The 25541-nt window shown below is 46.3% G+C and carries 25 protein-coding genes; 13 read left to right on the top strand and 12 right to left on the bottom strand.

What is annotated here, in order from left to right; all coding sequences use genetic code 11:
• Positions 1-278: 278 nt before the first annotated feature.
• Positions 279-2465: a tetratricopeptide repeat protein gene (locus QUB14_RS15265; protein ID WP_333217723.1), complete on the bottom strand. Its 2187-nt coding sequence runs from the start codon at positions 2463-2465 to the stop codon at positions 279-281.
• Positions 2466-2496: 31 nt separating this feature from the next.
• Here QUB14_RS15265 and QUB14_RS15260 point away from each other — a divergent pair, with 31 nt between their 5' ends.
• Positions 2497-2622, top strand: a complete 126-nt coding sequence (locus tag QUB14_RS15260; protein WP_333217722.1) for a hypothetical protein — start codon at positions 2497-2499, stop codon at positions 2620-2622.
• Positions 2623-2771: 149 nt separating this feature from the next.
• Here QUB14_RS15260 and QUB14_RS15255 read toward each other — a convergent pair whose 3' ends face one another.
• Complete coding sequence (locus QUB14_RS15255; RefSeq protein ID WP_333217721.1) at positions 2772-3644, bottom strand: 6-carboxytetrahydropterin synthase; 873 nt, start codon at positions 3642-3644, stop codon at positions 2772-2774.
• Positions 3645-3746: 102 nt separating this feature from the next.
• On the opposite strand from QUB14_RS15255, the gene QUB14_RS15250 reads away from it, so the two are divergent.
• Together QUB14_RS15250 and QUB14_RS15245 are read left to right on the top strand one after the other, a co-directional pair.
• Complete coding sequence (locus tag QUB14_RS15250) at positions 3747-3878, top strand: hypothetical protein (RefSeq protein ID WP_333217720.1); 132 nt, start codon at positions 3747-3749, stop codon at positions 3876-3878.
• Positions 3879-4096: 218 nt separating this feature from the next.
• Positions 4097-5596, top strand: coding sequence for a cyclic nucleotide-binding domain-containing protein (locus QUB14_RS15245; RefSeq protein ID WP_333217719.1), 1500 nt, complete (start codon positions 4097-4099; stop codon positions 5594-5596).
• Between the two features lie 156 nt (positions 5597-5752).
• Here the strand turns inward: QUB14_RS15245 and QUB14_RS15240 are convergent, their stop codons facing one another.
• The 6 genes from QUB14_RS15240 to QUB14_RS15215 form a co-directional block, all read right to left on the bottom strand.
• Positions 5753-6433: a J domain-containing protein gene (locus QUB14_RS15240; protein ID WP_333217718.1), complete on the bottom strand. Its 681-nt coding sequence runs from the start codon at positions 6431-6433 to the stop codon at positions 5753-5755.
• Between the two features lie 544 nt (positions 6434-6977).
• The gene (gene cysK, locus QUB14_RS15235; RefSeq protein ID WP_333217717.1) at positions 6978-7940 is read right to left on the bottom strand and encodes a cysteine synthase A; all 963 of its coding nucleotides are present in this window, start codon (positions 7938-7940) and stop codon (positions 6978-6980) included.
• Between the two features lie 58 nt (positions 7941-7998).
• Positions 7999-8439, bottom strand: coding sequence for an Rrf2 family transcriptional regulator (locus tag QUB14_RS15230; protein ID WP_242716025.1), 441 nt, complete (start codon positions 8437-8439; stop codon positions 7999-8001).
• A 393-nt stretch (positions 8440-8832) separates the two neighbouring features.
• Positions 8833-11034: an iron uptake porin gene (locus QUB14_RS15225; protein WP_333217716.1), complete on the bottom strand. Its 2202-nt coding sequence runs from the start codon at positions 11032-11034 to the stop codon at positions 8833-8835.
• Positions 11035-11326: 292 nt separating this feature from the next.
• Entirely contained in the window at positions 11327-12976 is a 1650-nt protein-coding gene (locus QUB14_RS15220) for an HD domain-containing phosphohydrolase (protein WP_333217715.1), read from the bottom strand.
• 159 nt (positions 12977-13135) lie between these two features.
• The gene (locus QUB14_RS15215; RefSeq protein ID WP_190736199.1) at positions 13136-13417 is read right to left on the bottom strand and encodes a 4a-hydroxytetrahydrobiopterin dehydratase; all 282 of its coding nucleotides are present in this window, start codon (positions 13415-13417) and stop codon (positions 13136-13138) included.
• 517 nt (positions 13418-13934) lie between these two features.
• Between QUB14_RS15215 and QUB14_RS15210 the strand changes: the two genes are divergently transcribed.
• Positions 13935-14123, top strand: coding sequence for a hypothetical protein (locus tag QUB14_RS15210; RefSeq protein ID WP_333217714.1), 189 nt, complete (start codon positions 13935-13937; stop codon positions 14121-14123).
• A gap of 196 nt (positions 14124-14319) precedes the next feature.
• On the opposite strand, the gene psbD is transcribed toward QUB14_RS15210, so the two are convergent.
• A complete protein-coding gene (psbD, locus tag QUB14_RS15205) occupies positions 14320-15378 on the bottom strand; it encodes a photosystem II D2 protein (photosystem q(a) protein) (RefSeq protein ID WP_006633757.1) in 1059 nt (352 codons plus the stop codon).
• Positions 15379-15795: 417 nt separating this feature from the next.
• Between psbD and QUB14_RS15200 the strand changes: the two genes are divergently transcribed.
• Together QUB14_RS15200 and QUB14_RS15195 are read left to right on the top strand one after the other, a co-directional pair.
• Entirely contained in the window at positions 15796-16065 is a 270-nt protein-coding gene (locus tag QUB14_RS15200; RefSeq protein WP_190663726.1) for a hypothetical protein, read from the top strand.
• A gap of 23 nt (positions 16066-16088) precedes the next feature.
• Positions 16089-16760, top strand: coding sequence for an energy-coupling factor ABC transporter ATP-binding protein (locus QUB14_RS15195; protein ID WP_281363590.1), 672 nt, complete (start codon positions 16089-16091; stop codon positions 16758-16760).
• A gap of 122 nt (positions 16761-16882) precedes the next feature.
• On the opposite strand, the gene QUB14_RS15190 is transcribed toward QUB14_RS15195, so the two are convergent.
• Both QUB14_RS15190 and QUB14_RS15185 read right to left on the bottom strand, forming a co-directional pair.
• Positions 16883-17674: a DUF4058 family protein gene (locus QUB14_RS15190; RefSeq protein ID WP_333217713.1), complete on the bottom strand. Its 792-nt coding sequence runs from the start codon at positions 17672-17674 to the stop codon at positions 16883-16885.
• A 129-nt stretch (positions 17675-17803) separates the two neighbouring features.
• Positions 17804-18046 carry a hypothetical protein gene (locus QUB14_RS15185; protein ID WP_333217712.1) on the bottom strand — a complete coding sequence of 81 codons (243 nt, stop codon included), beginning with the start codon at positions 18044-18046 and terminating at the stop codon, positions 17804-17806.
• A gap of 127 nt (positions 18047-18173) precedes the next feature.
• Here QUB14_RS15185 and QUB14_RS15180 point away from each other — a divergent pair, with 127 nt between their 5' ends.
• The 5 genes from QUB14_RS15180 (at position 18174) to QUB14_RS15160 (ending at position 20883) form a co-directional block, all read left to right on the top strand.
• Positions 18174-18386, top strand: coding sequence for a helix-turn-helix domain-containing protein (locus QUB14_RS15180; RefSeq protein WP_333093481.1), 213 nt, complete (start codon positions 18174-18176; stop codon positions 18384-18386).
• A gap of 20 nt (positions 18387-18406) precedes the next feature.
• Positions 18407-18619, top strand: a complete 213-nt coding sequence (locus QUB14_RS15175; RefSeq protein WP_333102249.1) for a helix-turn-helix domain-containing protein — start codon at positions 18407-18409, stop codon at positions 18617-18619.
• 20 nt (positions 18620-18639) lie between these two features.
• A complete protein-coding gene (locus tag QUB14_RS15170; protein WP_333217711.1) occupies positions 18640-18852 on the top strand; it encodes a helix-turn-helix transcriptional regulator in 213 nt (70 codons plus the stop codon).
• Positions 18853-18937: 85 nt separating this feature from the next.
• Positions 18938-19999: an AAA family ATPase gene (locus QUB14_RS15165; RefSeq protein WP_333217710.1), complete on the top strand. Its 1062-nt coding sequence runs from the start codon at positions 18938-18940 to the stop codon at positions 19997-19999.
• Between the two features lie 2 nt (positions 20000-20001).
• The gene (locus QUB14_RS15160; protein WP_333217709.1) at positions 20002-20883 is read left to right on the top strand and encodes a DUF4435 domain-containing protein; all 882 of its coding nucleotides are present in this window, start codon (positions 20002-20004) and stop codon (positions 20881-20883) included.
• Positions 20884-20992: 109 nt separating this feature from the next.
• On the opposite strand, the gene QUB14_RS15155 is transcribed toward QUB14_RS15160, so the two are convergent.
• Positions 20993-22501, bottom strand: coding sequence for a UbiD family decarboxylase (locus tag QUB14_RS15155; RefSeq protein ID WP_333217708.1), 1509 nt, complete (start codon positions 22499-22501; stop codon positions 20993-20995).
• 184 nt (positions 22502-22685) lie between these two features.
• On the opposite strand from QUB14_RS15155, the gene QUB14_RS15145 reads away from it, so the two are divergent.
• Positions 22686-24119: an IS1/IS1595 family N-terminal zinc-binding domain-containing protein gene (locus tag QUB14_RS15145; protein ID WP_445251843.1), complete on the top strand. Its 1434-nt coding sequence runs from the start codon at positions 22686-22688 to the stop codon at positions 24117-24119.
• 356 nt (positions 24120-24475) lie between these two features.
• Entirely contained in the window at positions 24476-25504 is a 1029-nt protein-coding gene (gene pstS / locus QUB14_RS15140) for a phosphate ABC transporter substrate-binding protein PstS (RefSeq protein ID WP_333217707.1), read from the top strand.
• Positions 25505-25541 lie beyond the last annotated feature (37 nt).

The raw sequence follows: 25541 nt of genomic DNA, 5'->3' as shown, positions 1-25541 counted from the left end.
AACCGCCCCAAACGGAGCGGAAAAAAAAGGAAAAACTTAGATAACAAACCGTAGACAAAAAGCATTTAAATGTCCCCTATCAAGTCTGTTTAAATACTCTCAATAACTGTAGGGATGGTTCATCGCCAACTATTAATACAGTTGAATTTGAGTGTGGTTGCAAAAGTTTAGCTCGATATACAGGCCACATAGTCTCATCCATTGCCAACTTAAAACTAGAGCTTGCCTCCCGATTCCCTGACACTTAGGAATTTTGAAGAACCGGATTTTGACTGAGTTTAAGTCTCTTTTTCGGCGGAGTCCATTTTGTCTGTATCGTGCTTTAATTCTGATACAATTGCGCCTCGATCGCGCCAAGCTTCCGCATTTTCGGGTTTGATGGCAATAGCTCGATCGTAAGCTGCCATTGCTTCCTCATAGCGCTTTAATTCTGACAAAGCTATTCCCACATGACGCCAAGCATCGTAGGAGTCTGGTTTAATAGCAATCGCTTTCTCATAAGCTGCGATCGATTCTTCATGGCGCTGCAATTTGGCCAAAGATTCGCCTTTACCAAACCAAGCTTCGTAACACTCGGAATTAAGGGTAATTGCTGATTCGTAAGAGGCAATTGCTGCTTCGTGTTGCGACAGTTTGTCGAAAGCTGCGCCTCGGTTGTGCCACACTTCAAAATCCTGCGGTTTAAGGGCTATTGCTTTGTCGTAGGATTCGATCGATTCTTGATATCGCTGCATTTTTCCGAACACAGCGGCTCTATTGTACCAAACTTCGTATTTATCCGGCCGGATGCCGATCGCCCGATCGTAAGAATCAATAGCATCACTGTAGCGGAGCAGTCTCCACAGCACATTGCCTCGATTGTACCAAGTTTCATATCTCTTGGGATTGAGTTCAAGAGCGCGATCGTAAGAATCAACTGCTGCTGCGTACTGCTGTACTCTGGCCAGCATCGCACCTCGGTTGTGCCAAATTTCGCTGTCGGTTGCTTTGATAGCGAGGGCGCGATCGTAACTGGCGATCGCTTCTTCGTAATGCTGCAATTGACCCAACAAAGCCGCTATACTGTGCCAACAACCGTATTTTCTAGCTTCGCTCAAACTTGCTCGCTCGTAACAGGCGATCGCCTCTTCGTACCTGTGCATTTTTCCCAGCAAGTACGCTTTATTATACCACACTTCGTAGTTATCTGGTTTAATCGATAGTGCTTGATCGTAACAGGCGAGTGCTTCTTCCGGGCGCTGCAATCTTATTAACACATTTCCGCGCCAATACCAAGCCTCATCCAAATTTTTATTCGCTAAAAGAGCTTTTTCCAAGCAGCCTAATGCCTCATCATAATTTCCTTGAAAATAAAGCCCTTCGGCTTGCTTGATATAATCGTCAGCAATCAACTTTTCGTCGCTAGCAGGTGCCGTTTGCGAATTTTGGGAAGTGTTTAAAGGCGGTTGAGGTGCGACTTTGAGAGCTTCTTTGGCAACAACTGCGGGAACTTGGGAAATTTCTTGAACAATTTGAGATTTTTTCTCGTCAACTTCTGTACGCAAAACTTGCAGGTGCATGATAAATTGAGATTTGAGAGTCTCAATTTGCTCGACGGAAGATTTGGAAAGTTCAGTTTCTCTAGTTAAAAAATCAATAGATTGTTTAGCGGCACTCATTTGCGCTTCTAATTCATTCCTCAACTTTTGAGTCAGTTGGCTAGAATTTATAAGTTCTGATTCCAATACACCAATGCCTTGCAATCGTTTATTGGCATCAGCTACCAAGTGTTTGATTATCAGCCGTCGCATCATCCAAAAAAAGGCGATTGTCACTGGTGGAAATACAGTACCAAGAATTAGTAAAATATTGAGCAGAGTTATGGTACTATTAAAACCATATCCAGATTCAGAACTGCCACTAGACGGGGAGATAAAAGCGACAACCTCGCGAACTTGAGGATTGCTCTCAACCCCAGTTTCGATTAATTTAGCCAGCCAGGTTTCTTGTAAAGATTTTGTTAGTTCATCGCCCGATGCAGCAGGAGTATTCGCCTTGGTTTTTGCACTAGCAGATAAATCGGGTTGAGCGGCCGCTACCAGCAAACCAGTCGGCGATTTTACAGCAATTCGCGGGGAAAATTGTTCGTGGGCGATCGTCTCAGGCTCGCTAATTGACTCAGCCCGACGGGATAGGGTAGTATTTAGGAAAAATTGTTCGTGAGCGATCGTCTCAGGCTCGCTAATTGACTCAGCCCGACGGGATAGGGTAGTATTTGGGGAAAATTGTTCGTGGGCGATCGTCTCGGGCTCACTAATTGACTCAGCCCGACGCGATTCAGTATTATTTACCGCATCAACAAAGTTGCTAGCCTGCGGTGTCTCAGGAGAAATAGGATGTGCAGCAGGATTGGCGCTAGTATTAGCAGTTAAATTGTGGGATGCGAGGGCAGCCAGAGTCAAGAGAGCTAGATTAGAGACGCGCATAAACGTCAACTCATTTAGGAGAAATTAGTGCTTGGTTGTCAGCGATCGGGCGATCGACCTCATACTCTCAGCAGTTAGAATAGCTGACATGAGGAATGCTGACTTACTATCTCCAAAATACGCGCGCAGCCTGACTTTTCAGGAAAAGTGCCAATAATTTTGGCTGTGGAACTTTGGTGAAAGAATATGTTCTGGCGCCTAATCCGGTTGAATAACTCTCGGAATCATCATTAGGCTGGTAGGGCCGGGTTCACCAATCTGCACAATTAGCCAAAGATCCGGGTGAACCAGACCCGATTTTTAGCTCTAAACCTTAGCTAAAATCGCTTCCGGCTGCTGACGTTCAGCCGCCACTTCCTCTAAATCAGCGCCGTAAATTTCACAGCTATTATTCGGACTTTCAATCAGCTTAATCTTGTGCAACTCTGCGCCCAATTCCCGAACGGGCGATCGCAATAATTGCCCGATCCGAACTGCAATATTCTCCGCAGTCGGCACAACGTTCTCAAAATAAGCAATATCCTTATTTAAAAAAGTGTGATCGAAGGGTTCAACAACATAATCGTCAACGGCTTTTTGCAAAGCTCCCAAATCAGCAATCATGCCAGTCCGCGCATCAATTTCCCCTTTAACAGTCACCTCTAAATGATAATTGTGACCGTGACCGTTGGGACGAGCACATTTGCCATAAATTTCCGAGTTTTCTTCAAAACTCAAATCGGGACGAGCCAACCGATGGGCCGCACTAAAATGAGTGGACAAAGTTAGATAAGCTTCCATTCCGTTTCCTAAATATTCAGCCCAAAGTTCGGGATGTTCAAACAATTGAATTTTGCTCACAGGCAAATGAGGGGCTAGCCGCAGCCAAATTTGCCGTGCTATGTTTTCGGTAGTTGGCAGAGTCTGCTCAAATTCCGGCCACGCTTCGTTAAGGTAGGAAAAATCGAGATGCTGGATAACTTCCCGCTTGATGACGTGCTTGACATCAGACAGGTTGAGCACCATGCCGTACTCGTCGAGTTCGCCTATCATGGAAACGTAAAGGACGTAATTGTGTCCGTGTCCCGGTGCCCGGGCAGTTGGGCCAAACCGCTCAAAGTTCTCGGCTTCGCTTAACTCCGGCAGCCAGTACCGGTGACTCGCCGAAAACTGTGCCCGACGATTGATGATGCACTGCATAAAAGTCAAGTAGGGTAAGCTTGTTAAGTTCTGTAAAGGACTCGCTTCTTAAGGATAAACTAATTTTTGCTGGAATTTTTCGATTATTTGAGGGTGCTGTAAATGAATTTCTACCAATTTTCCAAATATTGGCAACAAGTCGCTCGATCGCGCCGCAGGGCCCTTTTTACGCCACAACACAGATATCCGGCAGAAAATACCGCTACAAAACCGTTTTTCGCCACCAGTTACTAACCCATCAGTTACCAGCCTTTGAGAAAGTACGCGCGTGCGGATCTATCCCGTTCGCGAAGCGTTCCCGAAGGGTAGGGAATCGACCTTTTTTGCAACACAGGGCACTCCACCGTTCTAGTTTTTCGCCTAAGCTCTGCAATAGTTAGCAGTTTGCGGTTCAATTGCGCTCACAACTAATCACCCATTATCAATCACCAATTACCCATTACCAAATATTAATGAATTGGATTACTGTACGAGCCGATCGCTTTTTTGAACATTTCTGGGGTGCGATGACAACCCCGCTATTCTATATCGGGGACACTCATCTGTCCATCAGTGCGATCGTCAAACTGATAATCTTAGCTATATTTGCCTTGATTATAGCTAAGATTATCAGTGAAGGAATCAAGCGCAGCTTGCTAGTTCGGATGGGATTGGATCGCGGCAGTCGAGAAGCAATTTCTACGATCATTAGCTATATTTTAGCCACTATTGGCTGTATATTCGTCCTGCAAGGTTCCGGCATCAACCTCACTTCTCTCACCGTCTTAGCTGGGGTTGTCGGCATTGGTTTCGGCTTCGGATTGCAAAATCTCGCCAGCAACTTTATCAGCGGTCTCACCCTGCTCTTCGAGCACCAAATTAGAGTCGGAGACTTTATTGAAATAGACAAGTTATTAGGAACAGTAGAAACAATTTCGATCCGCTCTACAATTATTAAAACAATTGACGGTCTATTTGTAATCATACCAAATATTAAGTTTGTCGAAACTAACATTATTAACTGGAGTTACAGAGACCCCAGATGCCGCCTCCACATCCCCGTTGGTGTTGCTTACGGATCTGACCCAGTAATAGTTACGGAAGCGCTGTTAATTGCGGCGCGGATGGAACCGAATGTCTTGTCCCATCCTTCTCCTAAAGTATGGTTTCACGGTTTTGGAGATAACGCTTTAAATTTTGAACTTTTAGTTTGGATTGACCAGCCGCAGGAAAGCGATGCTATTAAAAGCGCGGTAAATTTTTTAATAGATTACGAATTGCGCCACCGAAATATCGAAATTCCCTTTCCGCAGCGGGATTTGTGGCTGCGAAACCCGCAAGAGTTAACTCAACTTTTTCACAATAACAAAGAGGATAATTCCAACGTAAAAAAATTTCCGCAGACGGCAAAACATTCAGCAGAGTTTAAATCTAATTCCACCGTTTCTGAACCTAAAAATTCTGCGCCTAAATCCCCCAATAATTGGACGCTGCGAGATTTGTTGCGGCGAGTAACTTATTTTGAACAGTGTACGGATTTAGAACTGCGGCAGTTAATTGAATACGGCTACCGACAACTGTTTCCAGCGGGACAGGTGGTATGTAAGGAAACTGACCCTGGCGATTCTTTTTATATTATTCTGTCAGGTACTGTAGAAGTTCTTTCTCAAAAAGCCGATCAGTATATTGCTACACTTCACGAGGGCGAGTTTTTTGGGGAAATATCTTTGCTGTTGGGTACTCCGAGAACGGCGACTGTTAAAACTAGCGAAGATGCAATTTTGTTTGTGGTGGAACGTCACGATTTGCAAAAACTTTTAAGAGAACAACCCAATTTAGCCGATCAGATTGCTCAAAAATTGTCGGAACGCCAGCAAGCTTTGAGAGATTTGGGATTGTTAGATGACGACTCTTTGGAACAAACTCCTTTTATTAAAATTCGCAAGCGAATTCAAGTTCTTTTTGGAATTTGAAAGAAGGAAGTTCGGCAACGGATTCGCTTTCTGAGGATGTAACGGATGTAACAGATGTCAGGAAGAAGGAAGTTCGGCAACGGATTATGTAACGGATGTAACGGATGTAACGGATGTCAGGAAGAAGGAAGAAGGAAGAGGGAACCATCTGCTTTTTTAACTTTTAATTTTTAATTCATCCTGCGCTTCCCGCCGCAGTCTAGCGGCAATTCTAAACAGTTCTTGACCGGTGTGCAAGTGGCGATCGTCATAATTGAGGGTAAATAGCTGCAATTCTTCTATTCCGTCTCCGACTTGATTGATGCTGTAGTAGAGATAGGCCGCAACTCCGGCTACATTAGATGGATTGGGCATCGATGTAAAAAAGTTATGAGCTTTTTTGAGATACTCGCGGCTGGTTTCGATATAAAGTTGAAACTTTTCTATCAGTTCGTCATCAAACGGATCTGCGGACAACTCGTCTATTTCCTTTTTAAGCGGCTTCAAGATGCTGTTGAGCATTTTATTGACGGGTTTGTATACTTTAATCAGCCACTGTTCCATTTGTTCGTCAGCGTCCCGTGCTGTTTGTGTTTGCTGGCGGCTGACGTTTGGTGCGACTGGTGATTGCTGTTCGGTTTGCTCGGAAAATTGGCGATCGTAAGATTGTCTGTGCTGGGCGTCTCCTAATATTTCATAGGCTGCATTGAGGCGGACAATCTCTTCGTGATCGGCTTTGGAGCTGTGGCTGTCTGGATGAAATATTTTGACTAAACGGCGGTATGCTTGTTTAATCTCGGCTTGTGTTGCGGTTGGGCTAATCTTTAAGGTTTTGTAGTGATTGGTAACGGAAGACACGCTGTTATTTCCTTGAAATCTGGATAATCGGCGAAAAAGTGCTTGACAAAAATATCATTATTTGCTAATTTATTAGGTATTTATCTGATATAAATGCCAAAAAGTGTAAGTTGAAAACGTCAGTTTTCAACTTATCATAAATCTATTTTAGAAAAAGATTGAGGCTTTTGAAGTGGCAAGCCGATCGATATTGGGGACTCTTATATAGCAATCCTAAATCATTTGTGAATTTCTTACTCCCTCCCCTTACCAAGGGGAGGGTTGGGGTAGGGTAAAAAATTTACGACTCATTTGGGACTCCTCTAGCGCTCCTCCCACCCATTGTTACCTCCTTCTCTTGTCTTGCCCGACAAGAGCGCTTACCCGCCGTTTCCCTAACGCGCTGAAAGCAGTTCGTTCAAAAAAAAGCCCCTTCAGAAATTCGGCCTCGCTGGCGATCGAGGAAGCTACAATATATCGCCATTCTTTAATCTACTAAAAAGCCAAGCAGGGCGTACACTGTACGCCCTGCTCTCAGTTTCTGCTACTTGGGCCGGAGGCTAGCCTAGTTGAGGGCCATCGCCAGATTGAGTTCTGGATCTTGGAACAAGGGAGTGCTGAGATAGCGTTCGCCGAAGCTAGGCTGAATCATCACAATCAATTTCCCTGCATTTTCCGGACGCTTGGCGACTTTCACTGCCGCACATAGTGCTGCACCGCTGGAAATACCGGACAAAATTCCTTCTTCTCTAGCCAAGCGCCGGCTGTAGGCGATCGACTCGTCATCGGTAACAACTATAATTTCGTCGATCGATTTCACATTCAGCACCGGCGGCACAAAACCAGCACCGATACCTTGAATTTTGTGAGGCCCTGGCTTTCCGCCCGACAGTACCTGACTGTTAGCCGGCTCAACGGCGATCGCCTTAAACTCGGGTTTCCGCGACTTAATCACCTCTGCGACACCCGTAATCGTACCGCCCGTGCCGACTCCCGAAATCAGGAAATCCACCTCGCCGTCTGTATCTTCCCAAATTTCCTCAGCCGTTGTCGAACGGTGAACCTGCGGGTTCGCTGGATTCCGAAACTGCTGCAACATATACGCATTGGGAGTTGTGTCCACAATCTCTTGAGCGCGGCGGATGCAGCCGCTCATGCCCTCTATTCCGGGAGTCAGTTCTAGTTGGGCCCCGTAAGCTCGCAGCATCGATCGGCGTTCCGTGCTCATCGTATCAGGCATGGTCAAAATCAACTGGTAGCCCTTAGCCGCCGCCACCATTGCCAGAGCAATTCCGGTATTGCCAGAAGTCGGTTCCACTAAAACCGTTTTGCCTGGACTAATCAGCCCTTCTGCCTCGGCTTGATTGACCATACTGACACCGATGCGGTCTTTCACCGATGATGCCGGATTCATGCCTTCGAGTTTTACCACAATCCGAGCCAAGCAGCCTTCGGCTTGGGGAATGCGGTTGAGTTGCACCAGAGGGGTCCGCCCTACCAATTCTGTAATGTCGCCAGCAATACGCATAATCTTTGTCAGTTTGTGGTTGAAAGTAAATGTTAATTCCTAGTTGGCAATATTTTAACTAGATGTAATACATGATATCGAGCTGCCGTCTGCCATTGCGCTTTTCGCACAGATCCTGTAGCGTGTATTTTTGCAAAACTGAGTTGGCAATCGATCGAGCTTCTTGCCAAACTTCCCAAATCACCGCACTTTCTACAGTTTGAGCAGGCGAGTCTTTTTCAGATCGATCGAACTCTGAGCCTTCGAGACAGTTAATAATTTCTAGGAGTGTAATTTTCCACGGTTCCCTCGCCAAGATATAACCTCCCTTGGCTCCTCGCTGGCTGCGAATCAGCCCGCAGCGTCTCATAGTAGCCAACAACTGCTCTAAATATCGATCGGGAATATTTTGCTGAGCTGCTATCTGGCGAATTTGCAGAGGCTCGCCTTCTTCGTAGCAATCGGCAAGCTCCAGCAAAGCTAAGATTGCGTATTCGCTTTTACAGGAGAGTTCTACCATACTTGCTTCCAATACCAGAATTATCAACTCCGAAGTCAGATGTTAAAACTCTCCTCAATGTTGAGTTCCCAATTCTAACTCCTCACTTTACCTTTTATTATACCCCGGTTTTCCACTGAACTTAATCGACTTTCGTCACTTCATCCTTGGGACGATCGGCAATCTGAACCAAACAAACCCAGTTTCTCGTTTCAACTCCCTCCGCTTCCAGCACGGTCTTATTTCAAGAAGCGGGTTGTCTGCCTCTAGGACTGATAATTTTTTATTTTTAATATATTCTTTGCGCCCCCTTCGTGCGGCAAACAAGAAAGCCCTGCAGCAGGCAGGGCTAAACTTGGCCTCTAGAGTTGCCAGGAGACAGGGTATGACCCCCCTGCCTCCTCTAACCCGCTCTTAGAACGTGAAAGTAGTTCTCAGAGTACCAATGATGATGTCATCATTACGGTCATCTTGATTAGGATTAGTCACCCAAATCACGCCCGGAGTAACAGAAATGTTGTCCGAGAGTTGAAACTTGTAGAACCCTTCAACGTGATAGGAATCATCGTTGCGGAAGCTCCGCAAACTCCTGGAAGCTTCAAGTTTATCCAAGTAAGGCTCACGACCTACCACGAGTCCTAGCAAGTTGCCTTCTTTCCCTAAATCAGGCAAAGCCAAGGTGACAGCGTAGTTCCAGATTTTGGCATCGCCGATGCCGAGAATGCGGGCATTGGTTAAACCTGCCCAGCCACCAAGGATAAATCTCGGGCTCAGTCGCAACGAAGCCTGAGCGCCGTAGGAGTTGCTGACAACTTTGCGAGCATTGAAGCCCTCAAAGCCTTCGCTCAAACCGTTGAGAGAATTAGCCACGCCAGTACCTGTGAAACCGCCGAGACTGCCTGGTCCATTCGATAAACCATTGTCGAACCCAAAGTTACCTCTGCTAAAGTAACCGTGGTTGTAGTTGAAAGCAACTTGCAAGTTGCGTCCGGGGGTAAAAGTCAACTGACCCATCGCCGTGTAGTCGCCGTTCGTCAAGCCTGCACCCCTAGCCGGACTGGCTGCATTTGACGCCAAATAGCCAAAGGACAAAGAAGTTGGGCCGAACACTCCGCCCAGCAAGCCCCTGCCGCCGAAGGCATAGTCAAACCCAATACCTGCGCCACCACCCAAGCGATAAATCGGGTTCCGCTGTCCAAAGGTACTCAATGACCCGTTGCCGCCGTCAAAGTCTTCAAAGTAAGGGTTGACAGTCGGCAGAATGTCGTCCCAAACGCCAGCGTTGGCTACAAGGCTAACGTTCAGTCGCTGACCGACGGGGAACTTGTACAGCAATGTGTCGAGGGAAACAACGTTGTCGGTTCTGCCGACAAAATTCCAAGTTTGAGTGCCTTCGTTGGTAGCACCAAGGTTGAAGTTGCGACCGTTGCCGACTTGAAGCCTGGTCAGCAGCAAGTCTCTGCCGGTGAAGCTCGTATTTAAATTCAGGCGCACCCGATGTTGGAAGACAGCTTCGTTGTTGTCGCTGCCTAATCTTCTTTCGTCTCTGCCCAATAAGCCAACGTTGCCACCAAAGTCATCGCTGAGAGCGAAAATCGCTTCCCCAGTCAGCTTGGTAGTAGTTGAGAATTGGTTGGCTTCGAGTTCAGATGTCCGAGCTTCCAAAGCATCGACGCGACCGCGCAGGGTTGCCAGTTCCGCTGCAAATTCTTCTTGGAGCCGTTGGAGGGCTGCCAAGTCATCTCTCGTAGCGAAGTTGCCCGTGCCGCCTCTAATTAGCTCGCTCACCTTGTCTAAGCAAGCATTTAAACCGGCTGCGAATTCGTAGCGAGTCATTGCGCGGTTGCCGCGGAAGGTGCCGTCGGGATAACCAGCAATACAGCCGTAGCGCTCGACTAGGGATTGCAGTGCTTGGAAGGCCCAGTCTGTGGGCCGCACGTCGGAAAGTTGAGATACTGAGGTAACTTGACCTTCAGTTTCGCCGCCGGCAGCACCTTCGCTGCTGTACTGGTTGAGCTGTTCTAATGTGGCGGCTGGGTTTTGCTCTTGCGGTGCGGCAGTTTGGGCTAAAGATTCAGCCGGTTTTGGCAAACTTTGTTCTGTCGCCTCTGCCACTGCCGGGGCTGGAGTTTCTAATTGAACTGCACCGATTTGCTCTGGGAGAGCGGTAGCTGCCGGGGCTGGAATTTCTAGTTGGGCTGCCGGGGCCGAATTTTCTACTGGTTGAGCGACTGTTGGCTCAACTGCGGCTAAAGATTCACTTGTAGGTTGTGATGCCGCTTGGGGATTTGCCTCAGCAGGGGCTGTGTTGGCTCCGACGATCGCATTTTCAGTTGCAGCCGTGGTCCAATCTGCAGTCGCTGCCTGAGTTTCGCTGCCTGCGGCGGCTTCGGAAATTTCTTCTACTGGCTCGGAGGCTGCAGTTGTTTCGGAAACAGCCGCTAAAGCATTTAGTTTCGCTTCGGAGGTTTCAGCGGTTTCAGCTTTTGCGACAGCGGGATTGAGCGCATCAGCAGCCTGCTGAGCGTCTGCTGCCATCGCGCTCGAAGAAACTACTAGGGTAGCTCCTAAGACTGCTGGGCTGATTAGTAAGTAACTCCACAAAAATTTCGACATATTCACTCTCATCCTCACACCGATTACAGAGAAACTTTTCTAGTCTTCTATGTGGTCAGTCGTTGCTCAACTAGCATACTCTAAAAAGAGACCTAAAATTCACTTTTTCTTTTGATTCTTTCGGGCTGACCGAGTAGATAGATGTTACTGACGGCTCCAGAGAGCCTGTTTTTTAACCTGTAGTCAACGGCGTCAAAACCAGACCCGGCTTGGGCTGTCGATTGATTTTACTGATGACACTTGATAGCGCCCGATCGCCTATTTACTTTTTAGCACAGCACACCCGACTCGTCTAGGCTGATTCGACTTTAACACTCAAGCTGTGTCCGAGGACGCTAAAGACTTGGCGGTGATCGAACAGTTCTAACAAATCGGCGTTAATTTTGTTGTGAGATGCTTCTTGCCGCAAAATTTTCATCGCTGCCTCTGTACGCAGGGCTCGCTTGTAGGGTCTATCGCCTGCTGTCAGGGCGTCGTAAATATCGGCGATCGTCATTAATTGCGCTTGAATAGGAATTTCTGACTTGTTTAGGCCTCGCGGATAGCCTGTGCCGTCGAGTTTTTCGTGATGTCCGTAGGCAATGTCTGGAACATTTTTTAAATCCTTTGTCCAAGGAATTTGTTTCAGAAACTCGTAAGTGTGAGTTACGTGAAATTCTATTGCCGATCGTTCTTCCGGTGTCAGGTTGCCCCTCGACACCATCAATTGCAATATCTCGTCTGGGTTCAGCAGGGGTTTCTTTGCCCCATCTATATCTCTATAAGTTTGTCGAGCAATCTCTCGCAGTTGAGCTAGGGGTTCTGCTGCCAAAATGTGAGGCTCGTTTGCCTCTAGCAGCACTTCCCAGTACTCTGCTAATCTGGTTTTCGCCTCTGCTAGCTTAGTGTCTAGCTGTTCGATTTCCTGGCATTGAGCGCACTCTGGCTCCTGGCTCGGGTGTTTTCGGTAGGCTGAATGCTCCAGCAAGTATTTATATTTAGACTGGACGCATTCCATTTCCATCGTCCGTTGAGCTAAGCCAAAGCGGTGGCGAATGATTTCTAGCTGTGCGGGGTAGAGCTTTTTCTGTTTGGTCAAAACTGCTTCGGGCACTCCTATTTTGCCAAAATCGTGCAGCAGGGCGGCGTAGCGAAGTTCTTGAATTTGGCGGTTGTTAAAGTAAATAGAGCGCAGTCCTCCGCTGGTGACGGTGTTTACTTCTTCTGAAAGGCGTACTGTCAGGGCTGCTACTCGTTCTGAATGGCCGTAGGTACAGGGGTCTCTGGCTTCTATGACTTGCACCGAGGCTTTGACGAAGCCCTCGAACAAATTTTCTATGCTGTCTTGGAGTTGATTGCGCTCGATCGAGATTGCTGCTTGAGAAGCGAGCGATCGAACTATCCTTTCTTCCCACTCCGAATACTGCTGCGTCGATTCCCAGGCATTGTCTGCTGTCAGCACCGTCTCTGCCTTTGTTTTGCGGTTGATCAATTGCAGTACACCTATTGTCTCCCCCTGTCGGTTTTGCATCGGCAGTACCATTACCGAGCAGGTTCGGTAATTAATATCCCTGTCAAAACTGGTATCTAGCCGGTAGGGTACGCCCGAGGGTAAGTCGTAGGCATCAGACAGGTTTAAACTTTGACCTGTAATTGCCACGTATCCTGCCAAGCTTTTGTCTGTCAGGGGCAGAGCAAACTCTTTAAACGACAGGCTCGGTTTAGAAGCGTTTTGGGCTACCTTGAACAGCAGCTTAGGTGTTTCGTCGCTGTGATCTACTAAGTAAACGCTGCCAGCATCGCTGTAGGTAATTTCCCTACTTTTGGATAAAATTAAGTTTAACAACTCGCCCAAATCTTGGGCGCTCGACAGAGCCGCGCCAATATCTAAAAGCTTTTCTATCAGATCGGTTTTTTCTGCTGCAGACTCGTTCTTGAACTCTGGCTTTTCAAATACGATCATGGTCGGATGATGGGGAATAGCCTTTTATACATTGAACGTTGGGCCTCTCGACTTTTTCACACCCGATTTTAACCCCAAGTCGATTTTTTATTTGCGAGCTTTCCGCGATCGGGGACTGTGGCTATATCCAGGACTCTTGTCGGGTCAACTGGCACTCTTTTAATCGAGCGCAGAAATCTCTTGGGCTAGCGCAAAGTCTTTCTCAGTTAAGCCTCCGGCATCGTGGGTTGTCAAGTTAACTGTAACTTTGTTGTAGGAGATTTCTATGTCGGGGTGATGTCCTGCGGCTTCTGAGGGGGCGACCAACTTATTTACAAAGGCGATCGCTTCGATAAAATCTTTAAATAAACGGGTAGAGCGCAGTTGTTTACCTTCAATTGTCCAACCTGACAATTGACTGGCGCGCTCTTGAATTTCAGTATGGTTAATTAGCTCAGCCATAATTTTTTTTCTTTGGGATTAGCAATGGCAGATTAACTGCCCACCTGTAGAAACCCTGCCCAAAAACTATCCGCTCTCACCAATAGCGTTTAGCCTCAAGTTTTAATACTTAAGATTTAACACTATTTGAGGTGAGAGCGGTCTAGCGGGTCTTCAGATTAGAACCTGACTGCCGGGAGAATCCCTAGCTCAGCCTGGTTCCCCGTGGAAGTCGTTTCCCGTTGGAGACGACGGCTGACTGCTAGTGAGCGGCCCCGGCGCACAGCCGGTAGTTTCCAATCTGATGACCCATGCGTTTACTACTTTCTATCATGGGCATCACCTCCAGGTTTAGCTAAATGGCTTAATATTGGAACGCACATCACCTAAATACAAGATTTAAGGTGATGATTTGTGCGCTAGCCATTGCCAGCGTTACCAGAAGAACTTGCGTTCTGAGTATCATTCTAGTATTCACAATTATTAGAATAACACAAGGAATTAGAAGTGGGGGGATAAAAATTGAGATTTTTGTAAAATGATGGCAAATTACTGCTGCTGCAAGGTCTTCGATCGATCTCTACAGCAAGCGGGCGATCGCAGTTTCAGCCATTTGCCTATATTTGCTTCAGAATCCGGGCTGTGCGGTTATCAGGTGCCTTGCAACTCTGGCGGCGGGGAAAGGCCGCTCGATTTCTTGCCAGATAGGAGAGTTCACCAGATATAAAGACGCAAGTTGTTCTAGCTACAGGCAGAGTTGGTTTTTGTACAAAATCAACTTTTTTTCGGGCGCTAATTCGATCGAATCCTGGAAACAAAAAGCTCCCGCCTGGTGGCGGGAGCTTTTTAAGCATTAAGGGTAAAGCCTAAACTGCTTTATCTTACCCTTTTAAAATGTTGGAATTTTTGATATTTCGCGCTGATTACAGAGCGTTACCGCGAGGTAGAACTTCTTCAGGGAAGATGTAGTTTTCGTGAGGTTGGTCCGTAGGAGCCATCCAAGCACGAATGCCTTCGTTAAGCAGAATGTTCTTAGTGTAGAACGTTTCAAACTCAGGATCTTCAGCAGCGCGCAATTCTTGCGATACGAAGTCATAGGCGCGCAGGTTTAATGCTAAACCGACGATGCCAATGGAGCTCATCCACAAGCCTGTGACAGGTACGAACAACATGAAGAAGTGCAACCAGCGCTTGTTGGAGAAGGCAATTCCGAAGATTTGCGACCAAAAGCGGTTAGCTGTAACCATTGAGTAGGTTTCTTCTGACTGAGTTGGGTTGAAGGCGCGGAAGGTGTTTGCGCCTTCGCCGTCTTCAAACAAGGTGTTTTCTACGGTTGCACCGTGGATAGCGCACAACAGCGCGCCGCCCAAGATGCCTGCAACGCCCATCATGTGGAAGGGGTTGAGCGTCCAGTTGTGGAAGCCTTGCAGGAATAGCAGGAACCGGAAAATTGCTGCGACGCCGAAACTGGGGGCGAAGAACCAGCCTGATTGACCCAAGGGGTAAAGCAGGAACACCGAAACAAACACGGCGATGGGGCCGGTGAATGCTAGGGCGTTGTAGGGACGGATGCCTACCAAACGGGCGATTTCAATCTGACGCAGGCAAAAGCCGATCAGTGCGAAAGCGCCGTGGAGGGCGACGAATGTCCACAGCCCACCGAGTTGGAACCAGCGGGTGAAGTCCCACTGTGCTTCGGGGCCCCACAGGAACAGCAGGGAGTGTCCGAGACTGTTGGCTGGGGTGGAGACTGCTACGGTGAGGAAGTTGGCTCCTTCTAGGTAGGAGCTTGCCAAACCGTGGGTGTACCAGGATGTGACGAAGGTGGTGCCTGTTAACCAGCCACCGATGGCTAGGTAGGCGCAGGGGAATAGCAGGATGCCAGACCAGCCTACGAAGACGAAGCGATCGCGTTTGAGCCAGTCGTCGAGTACATCAAAGATGCCTCTTTCGGTCTGGGCGCGTCCGACTGCGATTGTCATTTACGCAAATCTCCAAATGGATATAATTACAACGGATCTGCCTCTAGTCATTAGTCTCTAACCGTTGCCTCTGCTTAGCAGAAAACAAGTTGGATTATGAACAGAGTTTACTTTTCTTTACCGTATTAACGATTATAGAGGTAATTCTTTACAAGAGCAAGTTTTTATTAAAAAACTTCCGGAGCTTGACTTGTCGGAAGTCCCCGAAGTCCCCGAAGCCCTCGAAGCCCCCGAAGTCCTTGCCCTGCATTTGGGAACTTCTACTATATAGGAGTCTTTGCGCTTTGCGTCAGAAGCCCGGTCGCTTCGTAGATATATCGGCCTCAACCTCTTATTTTTCTAAGAAACTGGGTTTCCGTGGGTAAGTCCTATATATATACTGAGGATAGAGCTCCAAACTTAGGTTTTTAAGACTATATGTTCAGCATTGACATCATTGTGAAAAATACGCCCGTCTCGCTGTCGGTGCAGCGGAAGTTGGAGGAGGACGCTGAGACTGTTTACCAGCAGGTGCTGGCGGCGATTCGCAACTCCCAACCGCAAATTTTGGAACTCACCTGCGAGAAAAATCCTGAGAAAAAGGTGGCTGTACTCAGCAGCGAAATTTCTGGGGTGGTGGTTTCTCAGAAATCGGGGGCGTCATCTACAGGCAGATCCCCTGGTTTTGTCTCGATGACAGCAGAATGAGGGCTGGGGGTGTTGGTGCCGATATGAGCCAGTCAGCGGTTGCTGTGCGGGATTTGGGTTTTTGCTGGCCGTCTGGCGATCGAGTGTTGCAAGGTTGCTCTCTGGATGTACCTAAGGGCGAGTTTTGGATGCTTTTGGGCACTAACGGCAGCGGCAAGTCTACGCTGTTGAGGCTGATGGCTGGGCTGCTGCACCCCCAGTCGGGAGAAATTGACCTGGGGGGGCGAGTGGGTTTTGTGTTCCAAAACCCGGATCACCAATTGGTTATGCCGACAGTGGGTGCGGATGTGGCTTTTGGTTTGGTGGAGGAAAAGCTTTCTAACGTTCAGGTGCGGGAGAGGGTGGCGGAGGCTTTGGAGGCTGTGAATTTGCTGGATTTGCAGCGGCGGCCGATTTATGCTTTGAGTGGGGGCCAGAAGCAGCGAATTGCCCTGGCTGGGGCGATCGCCCGTCACTGCGAAATTCTGCTGTTAGATGAACCGACGGCTTTGTTAGATCCTGATTCTCAGTTGGATTTGGTGGCTGCGGTGCAGCGGTTGGTAAAAAATCGCGGGATTACGGCTTTGTGGGTGACTCACCGTTTGGATGAGTTGAATTATTGTGATGGGGCTTTTTTGTTGGAAAAGGGCCAAGTGGTCGATCGGGGAGATCCGGCGCGTTTGAAGCAGCGGTTGATGCAAAGTCAAGATGTTTAGCTGTCAAGCAATTGGAGAATTAAGTCATTCTGCGAGGGAAATCGCTACTACATAAACGAAGTCTGCCTTCGCAGACTAAGAAATAAATAGGATATTTAACCAGATGTTGGCTGCACGCCAAATTAATCTCGCAATCCTCGATCGCGCAACCAAGCATCTGCCCAAATTGTATCGGCTTCTGACAGCGGTGGTATGACTTCCCAGTTGCGATAATCTATCTTCAGGTCGTAACTTGCTATGTCGTAAATTTGAGTGAATAATTCCTGCAAGTTTATGACAGGTTCGGTATCGCCCGATCGCAGTGGCAAAGGAAAGGCTGGCAGCGGGTTCTGCACGTTAAAAGCGTACAAATCTGCTCTGGGACGGCGATTTCCCCGACACACCAAAACGCTATAGTGGCTTTCAATGTCATTGCCAATAACTGGCATTTTTAGACCGCGCCGCAATAAATCTATTTCAATTAAATGAGTGCGGCTACCTAAAATTTCTTCTCGCTTTTCTTGGTACATTTGTCGCCCTTTGCCAGTTCGCTTATTAGTAGGCGAGAGGATTTTAATAACTGTTATCACTTCTTTGGTTTCTCTTTCTCTAATTTCTAAATAGCCTTCCCGAACCTGGTAGGGCATGGGAATAATTGCTGTTAATGGTTGTGTAGGCGGTGCTGCAACTGCTACGTTTAATGCTGTTGTTTCTGTTGCCGTTTGCGGCTGTATTACGTTTACGTCAGGAATGCCAATAACGGACAAATCCTCGTCAGCGGTTTCATACATTCTCACTTCCAATGACACGAAATACTTAGGACGCAGTTGGGGAGATAAAAACCTGAAAATTTCACTAATCAGCAAGTGGTGTATCCCAGGCCAAAAGTCGGGATGTTCTAAATACGGGTCCATGCCGGGAAAGGGAGATGGCATTGATGTGACTCCTTGACTCAAATCTATTTTCAGTTTAGCAACATTTTTTTTGGCAAATTATGGTCGATCGCACTTCCTGTCAAATAGAATAATTCCTATTTGTGGAAGGGCGATCGCACTTTTCAACTATTAAACTTCGATCGCCAATTGTGTTTGAATTGGAACGCTGTTTTCATCCAACACAGACACCGCATTTACGAAAACAATTGTATGCGGGACTGCGGGCATTAAGCGGCGCAGTGCATTTAGGTAAGATTCGGCATCGGGGCGGCGGGCGAAACGGCCGACTGTTAACCGCTGACAGTTAGGGAGGTGGCGAATTAGATGCCAAGGTTGAAGTCGATCGCGATATGTCGATTGTTTTGGTATCATAGATGTGTTCTGCCCACTTTTGTGGGTGGTAAAGGAAAGGCGATCGCTCTAGATTTCTCAGGTCACGGGGCGATCGCTGTTAACTATCTTTATTAAAAGATATGAGCATAGCTGCTGTCAAGCATAAATGGGATTAATTCGATTGCGAGTTCGAGAACTCGCTGAGGAGAAGGGTTGGACGCTCAAAGAAGTCTCGGACAGAACGGGAATTCCTTACAGCACGGTTAAAAAATACGCCCAAGCTCCTAAACTGGCAACAGTGGACTACACGGCTTTGCAGAAACTTGCTGCTGTCTTCGATTTGATGATCGAAGATTTGGTTGAGGTTTTGGAAAATTAAACTGATTTGTCAGCGGGAAGATGGGGTTAATTCGGTTGCGGGTTCGAGAACTAGCCCAAGAGAAGGGTTGGACGTTGAAAGAAGTTTCTGAGCGATCGGGCATTCCTTACAGTACGGTTAGAAGCTATGCCCATTCTCCCAAACTGGCAACTGTAGATTATACGGCTTTGAACAAAATGGCTCGCGTGTTTGATATTGCGATCGAAGATTTAGTTGAGATTTTGGAAGAGTAGGCTGATTTATCGTTGGGAATATGGGACGAATTAGGCTGCGAGTTCGAGAATTTGCTCAAGAGAAGGGTTGGACTCTCAGGGAAGTCTCCAACAGAACAGGTGTTCCATACACCACGATCGCCACCTATGCTAATTCTGCAGGTATGGCAACTGTAGACTACACAGCTTTGGACAAGATGGCTCGTGCGTTTGATATTGCGATCGAAGATTTAGTGGAAATTTTGGAAGAATAGGCTGATTTCCTAAGAATGCAATTGGACGAACTAGGCTGAGAGTACGTTTTTGACAAGCAGACTTTACCTTTATTAAATTCAAATTATGAAAGTTCAATCTATCAAGTTAAAGTATTTTAAGAAATTCAGAGAGCGAGAATTAGATTTCACCGATCCAGAAACTGGACTGGCACGAGACCTTATAGTTTTAATAGGGATGAATGGGACTGGCAAAACAAGTATTTTACAGGCAATAGCAGCAACATTGGGAGAGGCAACAGGTCGATTGCAGAGGCTTTCTGAATTGGAATGGCCGGGATTTAATTATGAATTGCTAGGGAGTAACTGGGGAAAGTTTGAACCAGACGTTACTCTAAAAATGCAATTTTCGTCTCCAGAGATCCACGCGGTTCGGGAGTTCCACCAAAAATTGCAAAATATCGGTCGCAATTTACCAGTTCCTCCTGCTGATAAACATATTGTGTCCCTTAAATGGCAAGGTGAGCGCGTTCAGGCAAACACTTCAAGTGAATTGTTTCAATTCAAAGGACGGGAATATGCTAAGCAACTCCTTAGAGCTGAAGGCTTTCAGGTGTTTGAGCGAGTTGGGACAATTCTTTGGTACACAGAGCAGAGAACTTCTACCAGCCTAACTACTGAAAACCAGGATGAAAAAATTGAAATTACAGAAGATAATCTACGAGATCGCTTTTCAAAGTGGCGACAATTTCATCAGGATGTTGAAAGGGGAAGAATTAAGCAATTCCGACCCGGACAAAAGGACATATATGCTGAAATTGAGCAAGCTTATAAAGTTGTTTTCCCCGAACGTAGCTTTGATGGACCTGTTCCACGAGAAGGGATTGATGACATTCTGAGCGAACCCTGGTTTTATCTATATGATGGCAGAAACCAATATGAGATTTCTGAGATGTCTGGGGGCGAACGTGCTATATTTCCGATGATGATGGACTTTGCTAATTGGAATATTCATAATTCTGTGATCTTGATTGATGAAATTGAGTTGCACTTACATCCACCACTGCAACAAGCATTATTGAGAGCTTTGCCCAAGTTAGGGAAAAATAATCAATTCATTATTACAACTCACTCTGATTATATAGAGCAGCTAGTACCTGAAGCATACATTGTTCGTTTAGAGGAGTAACTATGAGTGTTGTTAGTAGTGGAAAAATACTTTTTTGTGAAGGAGCGCCCACCAGTTTAGACTATAAATTACTTAATACATTAGTTGACAGGATAACAGCTAATACCTGCACAATTGTTACTGTTGGGAGTAAGTTTACATTTTCAAAATTTGCCGAAGGATACTTTTCAGCGAGTAAAGCACTAGACCCGAAATACATTGTTTTTCTAGATCGGGATTTCGATGTTAAGCCAACTGATAACTGCCAGCTACTCCAAAGAGCAAATAAATCTGGCAATAAATCTATTTTTTTAAGTTATCGAACTTGTGTTGAAAATTATCTCTTAGATGCTAATTTAATTCACAATTATTGGGAAGAAAAGTACAATGAAAAGCAGGACAATCCAACTTCTACCTGGGGGCATAAAAATTCACCAGGAGTCGCTCGGATTTCAAAACTGATTGAAACTAGCGCCAGAAACTTGCAAGCTTACCAAGCTGTAAGATGGGCTTTGGGTGACTTGGTGAACCTGAGTGTAGCACGGGAACAACTCAAAACTACATGGACGAATAAAGGTAAACTACCTAAATCATTAATTTTGCAAGACTGCAAAATTAAAGCGTTAGAATTAGTCAATCAATTTAGACAGGCTGTTGAATTAGTTAGACCAGAAAAATTTGAAGATAACCTTGTTGTCTATGAACAACTATTTGCACGAGAAGAATTTTGGACACAGAAGCAATACTTAATTTGGTTTAATGGCAAGGATATTCAAAAGGAAATGCAGAGACAAGATTCTACATTTATTTCTCTAAGTTCATTTTTTGATTGGGCAATTACTTACCTAGACATTAATCAGCATGACGACCTTATAGAACTAAAAACAAAAATCGAGGAGCTATAGTTTAATTAAGTATAGTCACTTACAATTTTAGATTTCCAATTTGAGACTTGCGATTTTCAAATCTAAAATTGGAAATCTAAAATTACCTTCGATCGCCCTTTTTTCCTCCCTACTTCATCTCATATCCAAACAAATTAGGATCGACTTCTCCCAAATTCAAATCGACTAAACCATACTCAGCCCAACGCCTTTCTACCATCGCCGCCACATCCGGATCGGACTCCAAAACTTCCCCCCATTCGTGATCGGTTTCCGGCGGCATCTTCGTAGTAGCATCAATCCCCATTCTGCCTCCCAAACCAATCTTTTCACTGGCAAAATCTAACGTATCAAAGGGCGTATTCGGCAGAATAAATACATCCCGAACCGGATCGACTTTAGAACTAATTGCCCACACAACTTGACGCGGGTCGCGAATGTTGATACTTTTATCGACAACAATCACAAACTTAGTGTAAGTAAACTGCGGTAATGCACTCCAAAATGCTAAAGCAGCCCTGCGCGCTTGACCGGGATATGCTTTATCAATCGAGATAATTGCCGCTTTATAACTCAGCGCTTCCATCGGTAAGAAGAAATCAACAATTTCCGATACTTGCTGCCGCAAAATAGGCGTATAAATACGGTTAAGCGCGATCGCCATCATTGCTTCTTCTTTCGGCGGCCGCCCGCTAAATGTGGTCAGATAAATCGGGTCTTTGCGGTGCGTCATGCAGTGGAACCGCACCAGCGGCGAATCTTCCACGCCGCCGTAATAACCCATGTGATCGCCGAAGGGCCCGTCGGGCAGAACTTCACCGGGGGTAATCGTTCCTTCTAACACAATTTCCGAGTCCGCCGGTACTTCCAAATCTACGGTTTTGCACTTCGCCAACTGCACGCCGGAACCGCCGTAAAGTCCGGCAAATAACCATTCCGATAAATCTACAGGAATTGGCGTTGCAGCGGCGAGAATAATCAGGGGATCGACTCCAAGGGCGATCGCAACTTCCAACTTTTTACCAGCCTGCGCCGCTTTCCGCAAGTGTCGCGCGCCGCCCCGCACCGATAACCAGTGTACAGTCATCGTGTTTTTTGACTGCAACTGCAACCGATAAACCCCCACATTCGGCGTGCCCGTTTCGCAATCTTTGGTAATTACCAAACCCAGGGTGATAATTTTACCCGCATCTCCCGAATAAGGGCGAATCATCGGGATTTTGTTCAAATCCACCCCTTCTCCCTCAAATACCACTTGCTGACAAGCTGGGAAAAAGTCGCGGCCCGGTTTAGCTTTCACTACGTCGAACAGCACTTTGCCGAATTCTATCGCTTGGGAAATCTTTTTCGGCGGTTTTGGCTGTTGCAGCATTCCCAGTTTTTTGCCGAGCTCTTCTAGTTCGATGGGCTTTTCCATGTTCATCGCCCAGCAAACGCGCTGTTCCGTGCCCAACAGGTTAATCGCAACGGGGAAATCTGCGCCTTTGACGTTTTCAAACAGCAATCCGGGGCCGCCTTTTTGCAGCATTTGGTTGGAAATTTCGGCAATTTCGAGGTCGGAATCGACTAAAGCGCTAATCCGGCGCAGTTGTCCCCGTTCTTCTAGTAGTTTTAGGAATCCCCGCAAGTCTCTAGCCATTTTTTTTAAGAATTGTTAACGTTCTTTTGTTATTATGAGCCGATCGACTGTCACAAGTTACTCCTGAACCGCTCAAAAGATACGTATTTAACGAACCGCGAAGACGCCAAGGGCGCGAAGGAAGAGAAAGAAGAAGATAGGTAATGCCTTGTTCGGTTCGGGAGTAGGCTGCATAATGGGTTACATGAAATGTCCAAGATGCGAATCTGACCAAGTTCGTAAAAACGGCCGTCCCAACGGGCACCAGCGGTATCTTTGCAAAGCTTGCCGCAAACAATTTTTTGAGCGGTTGAGTCCGCAGTCTTTCAGTCGCAAATGCACCGAAACACGGTTAAGCGAAGCTATCCCGAAGGAAATCGCCCCTGCAACCACCACAGAGTCCGGCGGGATTGCGATTTTGCTGTTGGATGCCGAAAATCTGAAACTTAAGGTTAATACAGAACAATTCTTAGCCGGTTTGTGCGACTATCCCCTGCAAGTTAAAATTGCTTTTGCTAGCTGGAAAAACCCGAGTATCGGCAAGTTGGATGCTGAACTTTACGATCGCGGTTATGAACTGATTCACGTTCCGGGCGGTGCTAATAGTGCTGATGGTAAAATGATTGCTTTTGGCGCTGCTATTTTATACCGATACCGGGATGTGCGACAAGTTTTTGTCTGTTCTTCGGATGGTTTGTTAAATCATCTTTGCAATCAGTTGCAAAATCAGGGATTGACTGTGTTTCGGGTGCGTCGGCAAAATTCGGTTTTGTCTGTAGAAAATCCTCTGACTGGTGATACTCATCATTATTCTTGTGAGAGGGAAATGGAAATCCCTAGTTTTGAAGAATTGGCTAATCAAGTTGCAGAGTTGTTGAAGGCTGAACACAAATCTATTGAGGAGCGAATCGCTCGTTTTTCTAGTGTGGCGGAGCTTTTTCAAGAGCGCCGAACTATTGTTTTCCCTTCTACAACTTCCCCCGTAGCAGCACTGTCGGAGCCAGCACAAAACGAAGTTAACCCGGTGCTTGAAGCATCTTTGGCAACCGTTGCTGTTCCTCCAAATATTGCGGAGCAAAATTTGCCAGAAATAATACCGGATCTCAATTCAAATGCTATTGAGTCGCTGGATGTTTTAAAAAATATACTTGTAGAAATAATTGAAGCTGCCAAACTTGACTTGAAAGAGGATGCTATTCCTCTGGTAAGAATTAAAAAAGATTTTTTGGCTAAGTATCAATCTCATGCTGATTTAGTTGTGAAAAATTTTTTTGGTGAAAAATTTAGTTTAATCAAATATTTGCAGTCGGAATCTGAGGTGTTTCAAGTAAAATTAATCGACCAGAAACATCAAGTGGCGCTCGCAAAAAAAACCTCCCCTTCAAAAACTCATTCCTCTGCTGCCCTGGAAGCATCTCTAGTCAAAATTATCAGAGGATTAACTGCTCAATCTCCCGGGAGCTATATTCCGATTAGCCAGGTTGCCAGCGAATTTAATAAGTCATACAATCAACCAATTACTAAAAAACTGCAATCGCTGAATTTGGGCAGCAAGGTGATTAATTTTTTGCAGTCATGCAAAACATTTAAAATTAAGAAAAACGGTAAAATTTATGAAGTGGCGATCGCACTTCCCTAGCTTTTTTATAAATACGGCCCTACCTGGGCTGTAAATCGCCCGCCGAAGTATGAAATTAGCCGAGTGCGATCGGACAAATCATTTTTTACGGCGGTCGCCAATTTCGAGCGTCAATCCTACGCGCAATAACTCCAATAAAACTCGCAGCAGTTAACCGTCAAAAACTTAATCTAATGTTAACCTTAATTTAAAACAAGCTTATTGTTATTACACCCACTTCTTAATAGTTAAAAGTTTAATCTAAAATTAACCATAATTTAAAACAAGCTTATTGTTTCCTATGTCTTTAATTAGGGATTTTAGTCTATCCTATGTAGGATTCCCAAAGCCTGCTATCAATATTGAGGACGAAAATTATGACTTTCTTCACAGCACGTTGGCGGCGTGCTTTTATAGTTACGCTAGCGGTAGCAGCATTTTCGCTCTCGTTGATTACTTCTGCTGTAGCTGCTGTCACACTAAACGGTTCGGGAGCAACTTTCCCTAAACCTCTTTACGATCGCTACTTCTCTCAGATGAGAAGTGCCAATCAAATTACTGTAAACTACGAAGGAACTGGCAGCGGTGCTGGTATCAAAGCATTAATTGCAGGCACTGTTGATTTCGCAGGCAGCGACGCGCTGATGACTGCGGCGCAAATAGCCGAAGTAAAGCGCGGCGTCATGGCGGTTCCGACTGCTGGCGGTGCTGTTGCAGTTGTTTACAACTTGCCCGGAGTGACGAATCTGAGGCTAAATAAGGATGCCATGAACGGCATCTTTGAAGGCAAGATTACTCGCTGGAATGATGCGAAAATAGCCGGAATTTCTGGACAAGCTAAAGGCTTGCCAAATACTCCAATTCGAGTAGCTGTACGGGCAGACAGCAGCGGTACAACGTTTATTTTTGCTAACCACTTGCAGGCAACTGGTAGCAGCATCAAAGCTGCCGCTCAGCCGAAGTGGCCAGACACCGCTGTCAGCGGTCAAGGAAACCCCGGCGTAGCTGCTTTGGTGAAGAATACAGCGGGTGCGATCGGCTACGTTCAAGATACTTATGCTCGGCAAAACAATCTCCAAACAGCATTTATTCAAAATAAAGCTGGCCGGTTTGTAGATCCTAGCTTGGCTGAAGCAGAGAAAGCTTTAGCAGGGGAAACATTCCCCGCAGACTTCCGCTTAGTAGAAGGCAATCCTAACGACGGTTATCCGATTGTTGGCTTGACTTGGCTGTTAATCTACAAACAGTATCCTGCTGCGAAAGCAGAGGCTATTAAAAAGATGGTTAATTGGGTGATGACTACAGGTCAAGGTATCAACAAACAGCTAGAGTTTACTCAGATTCCTTCAGCTACAGCTCAAAAGGTGGTTCAAACAGTTAATCAGACTGTGGTTGCCAGAGGTTAATTGGGGCGAGCGCACGGGGTTAGGAGTGGACGAGTTA

The sequence above is a fragment of the Microcoleus sp. B3-D2 genome (assembly GCF_036705345.1).
GTDB lineage: Bacteria > Cyanobacteriota > Cyanobacteriia > Cyanobacteriales > Microcoleaceae > Microcoleus.
This window is presented reverse-complemented; position numbering and strand designations above follow the sequence as displayed.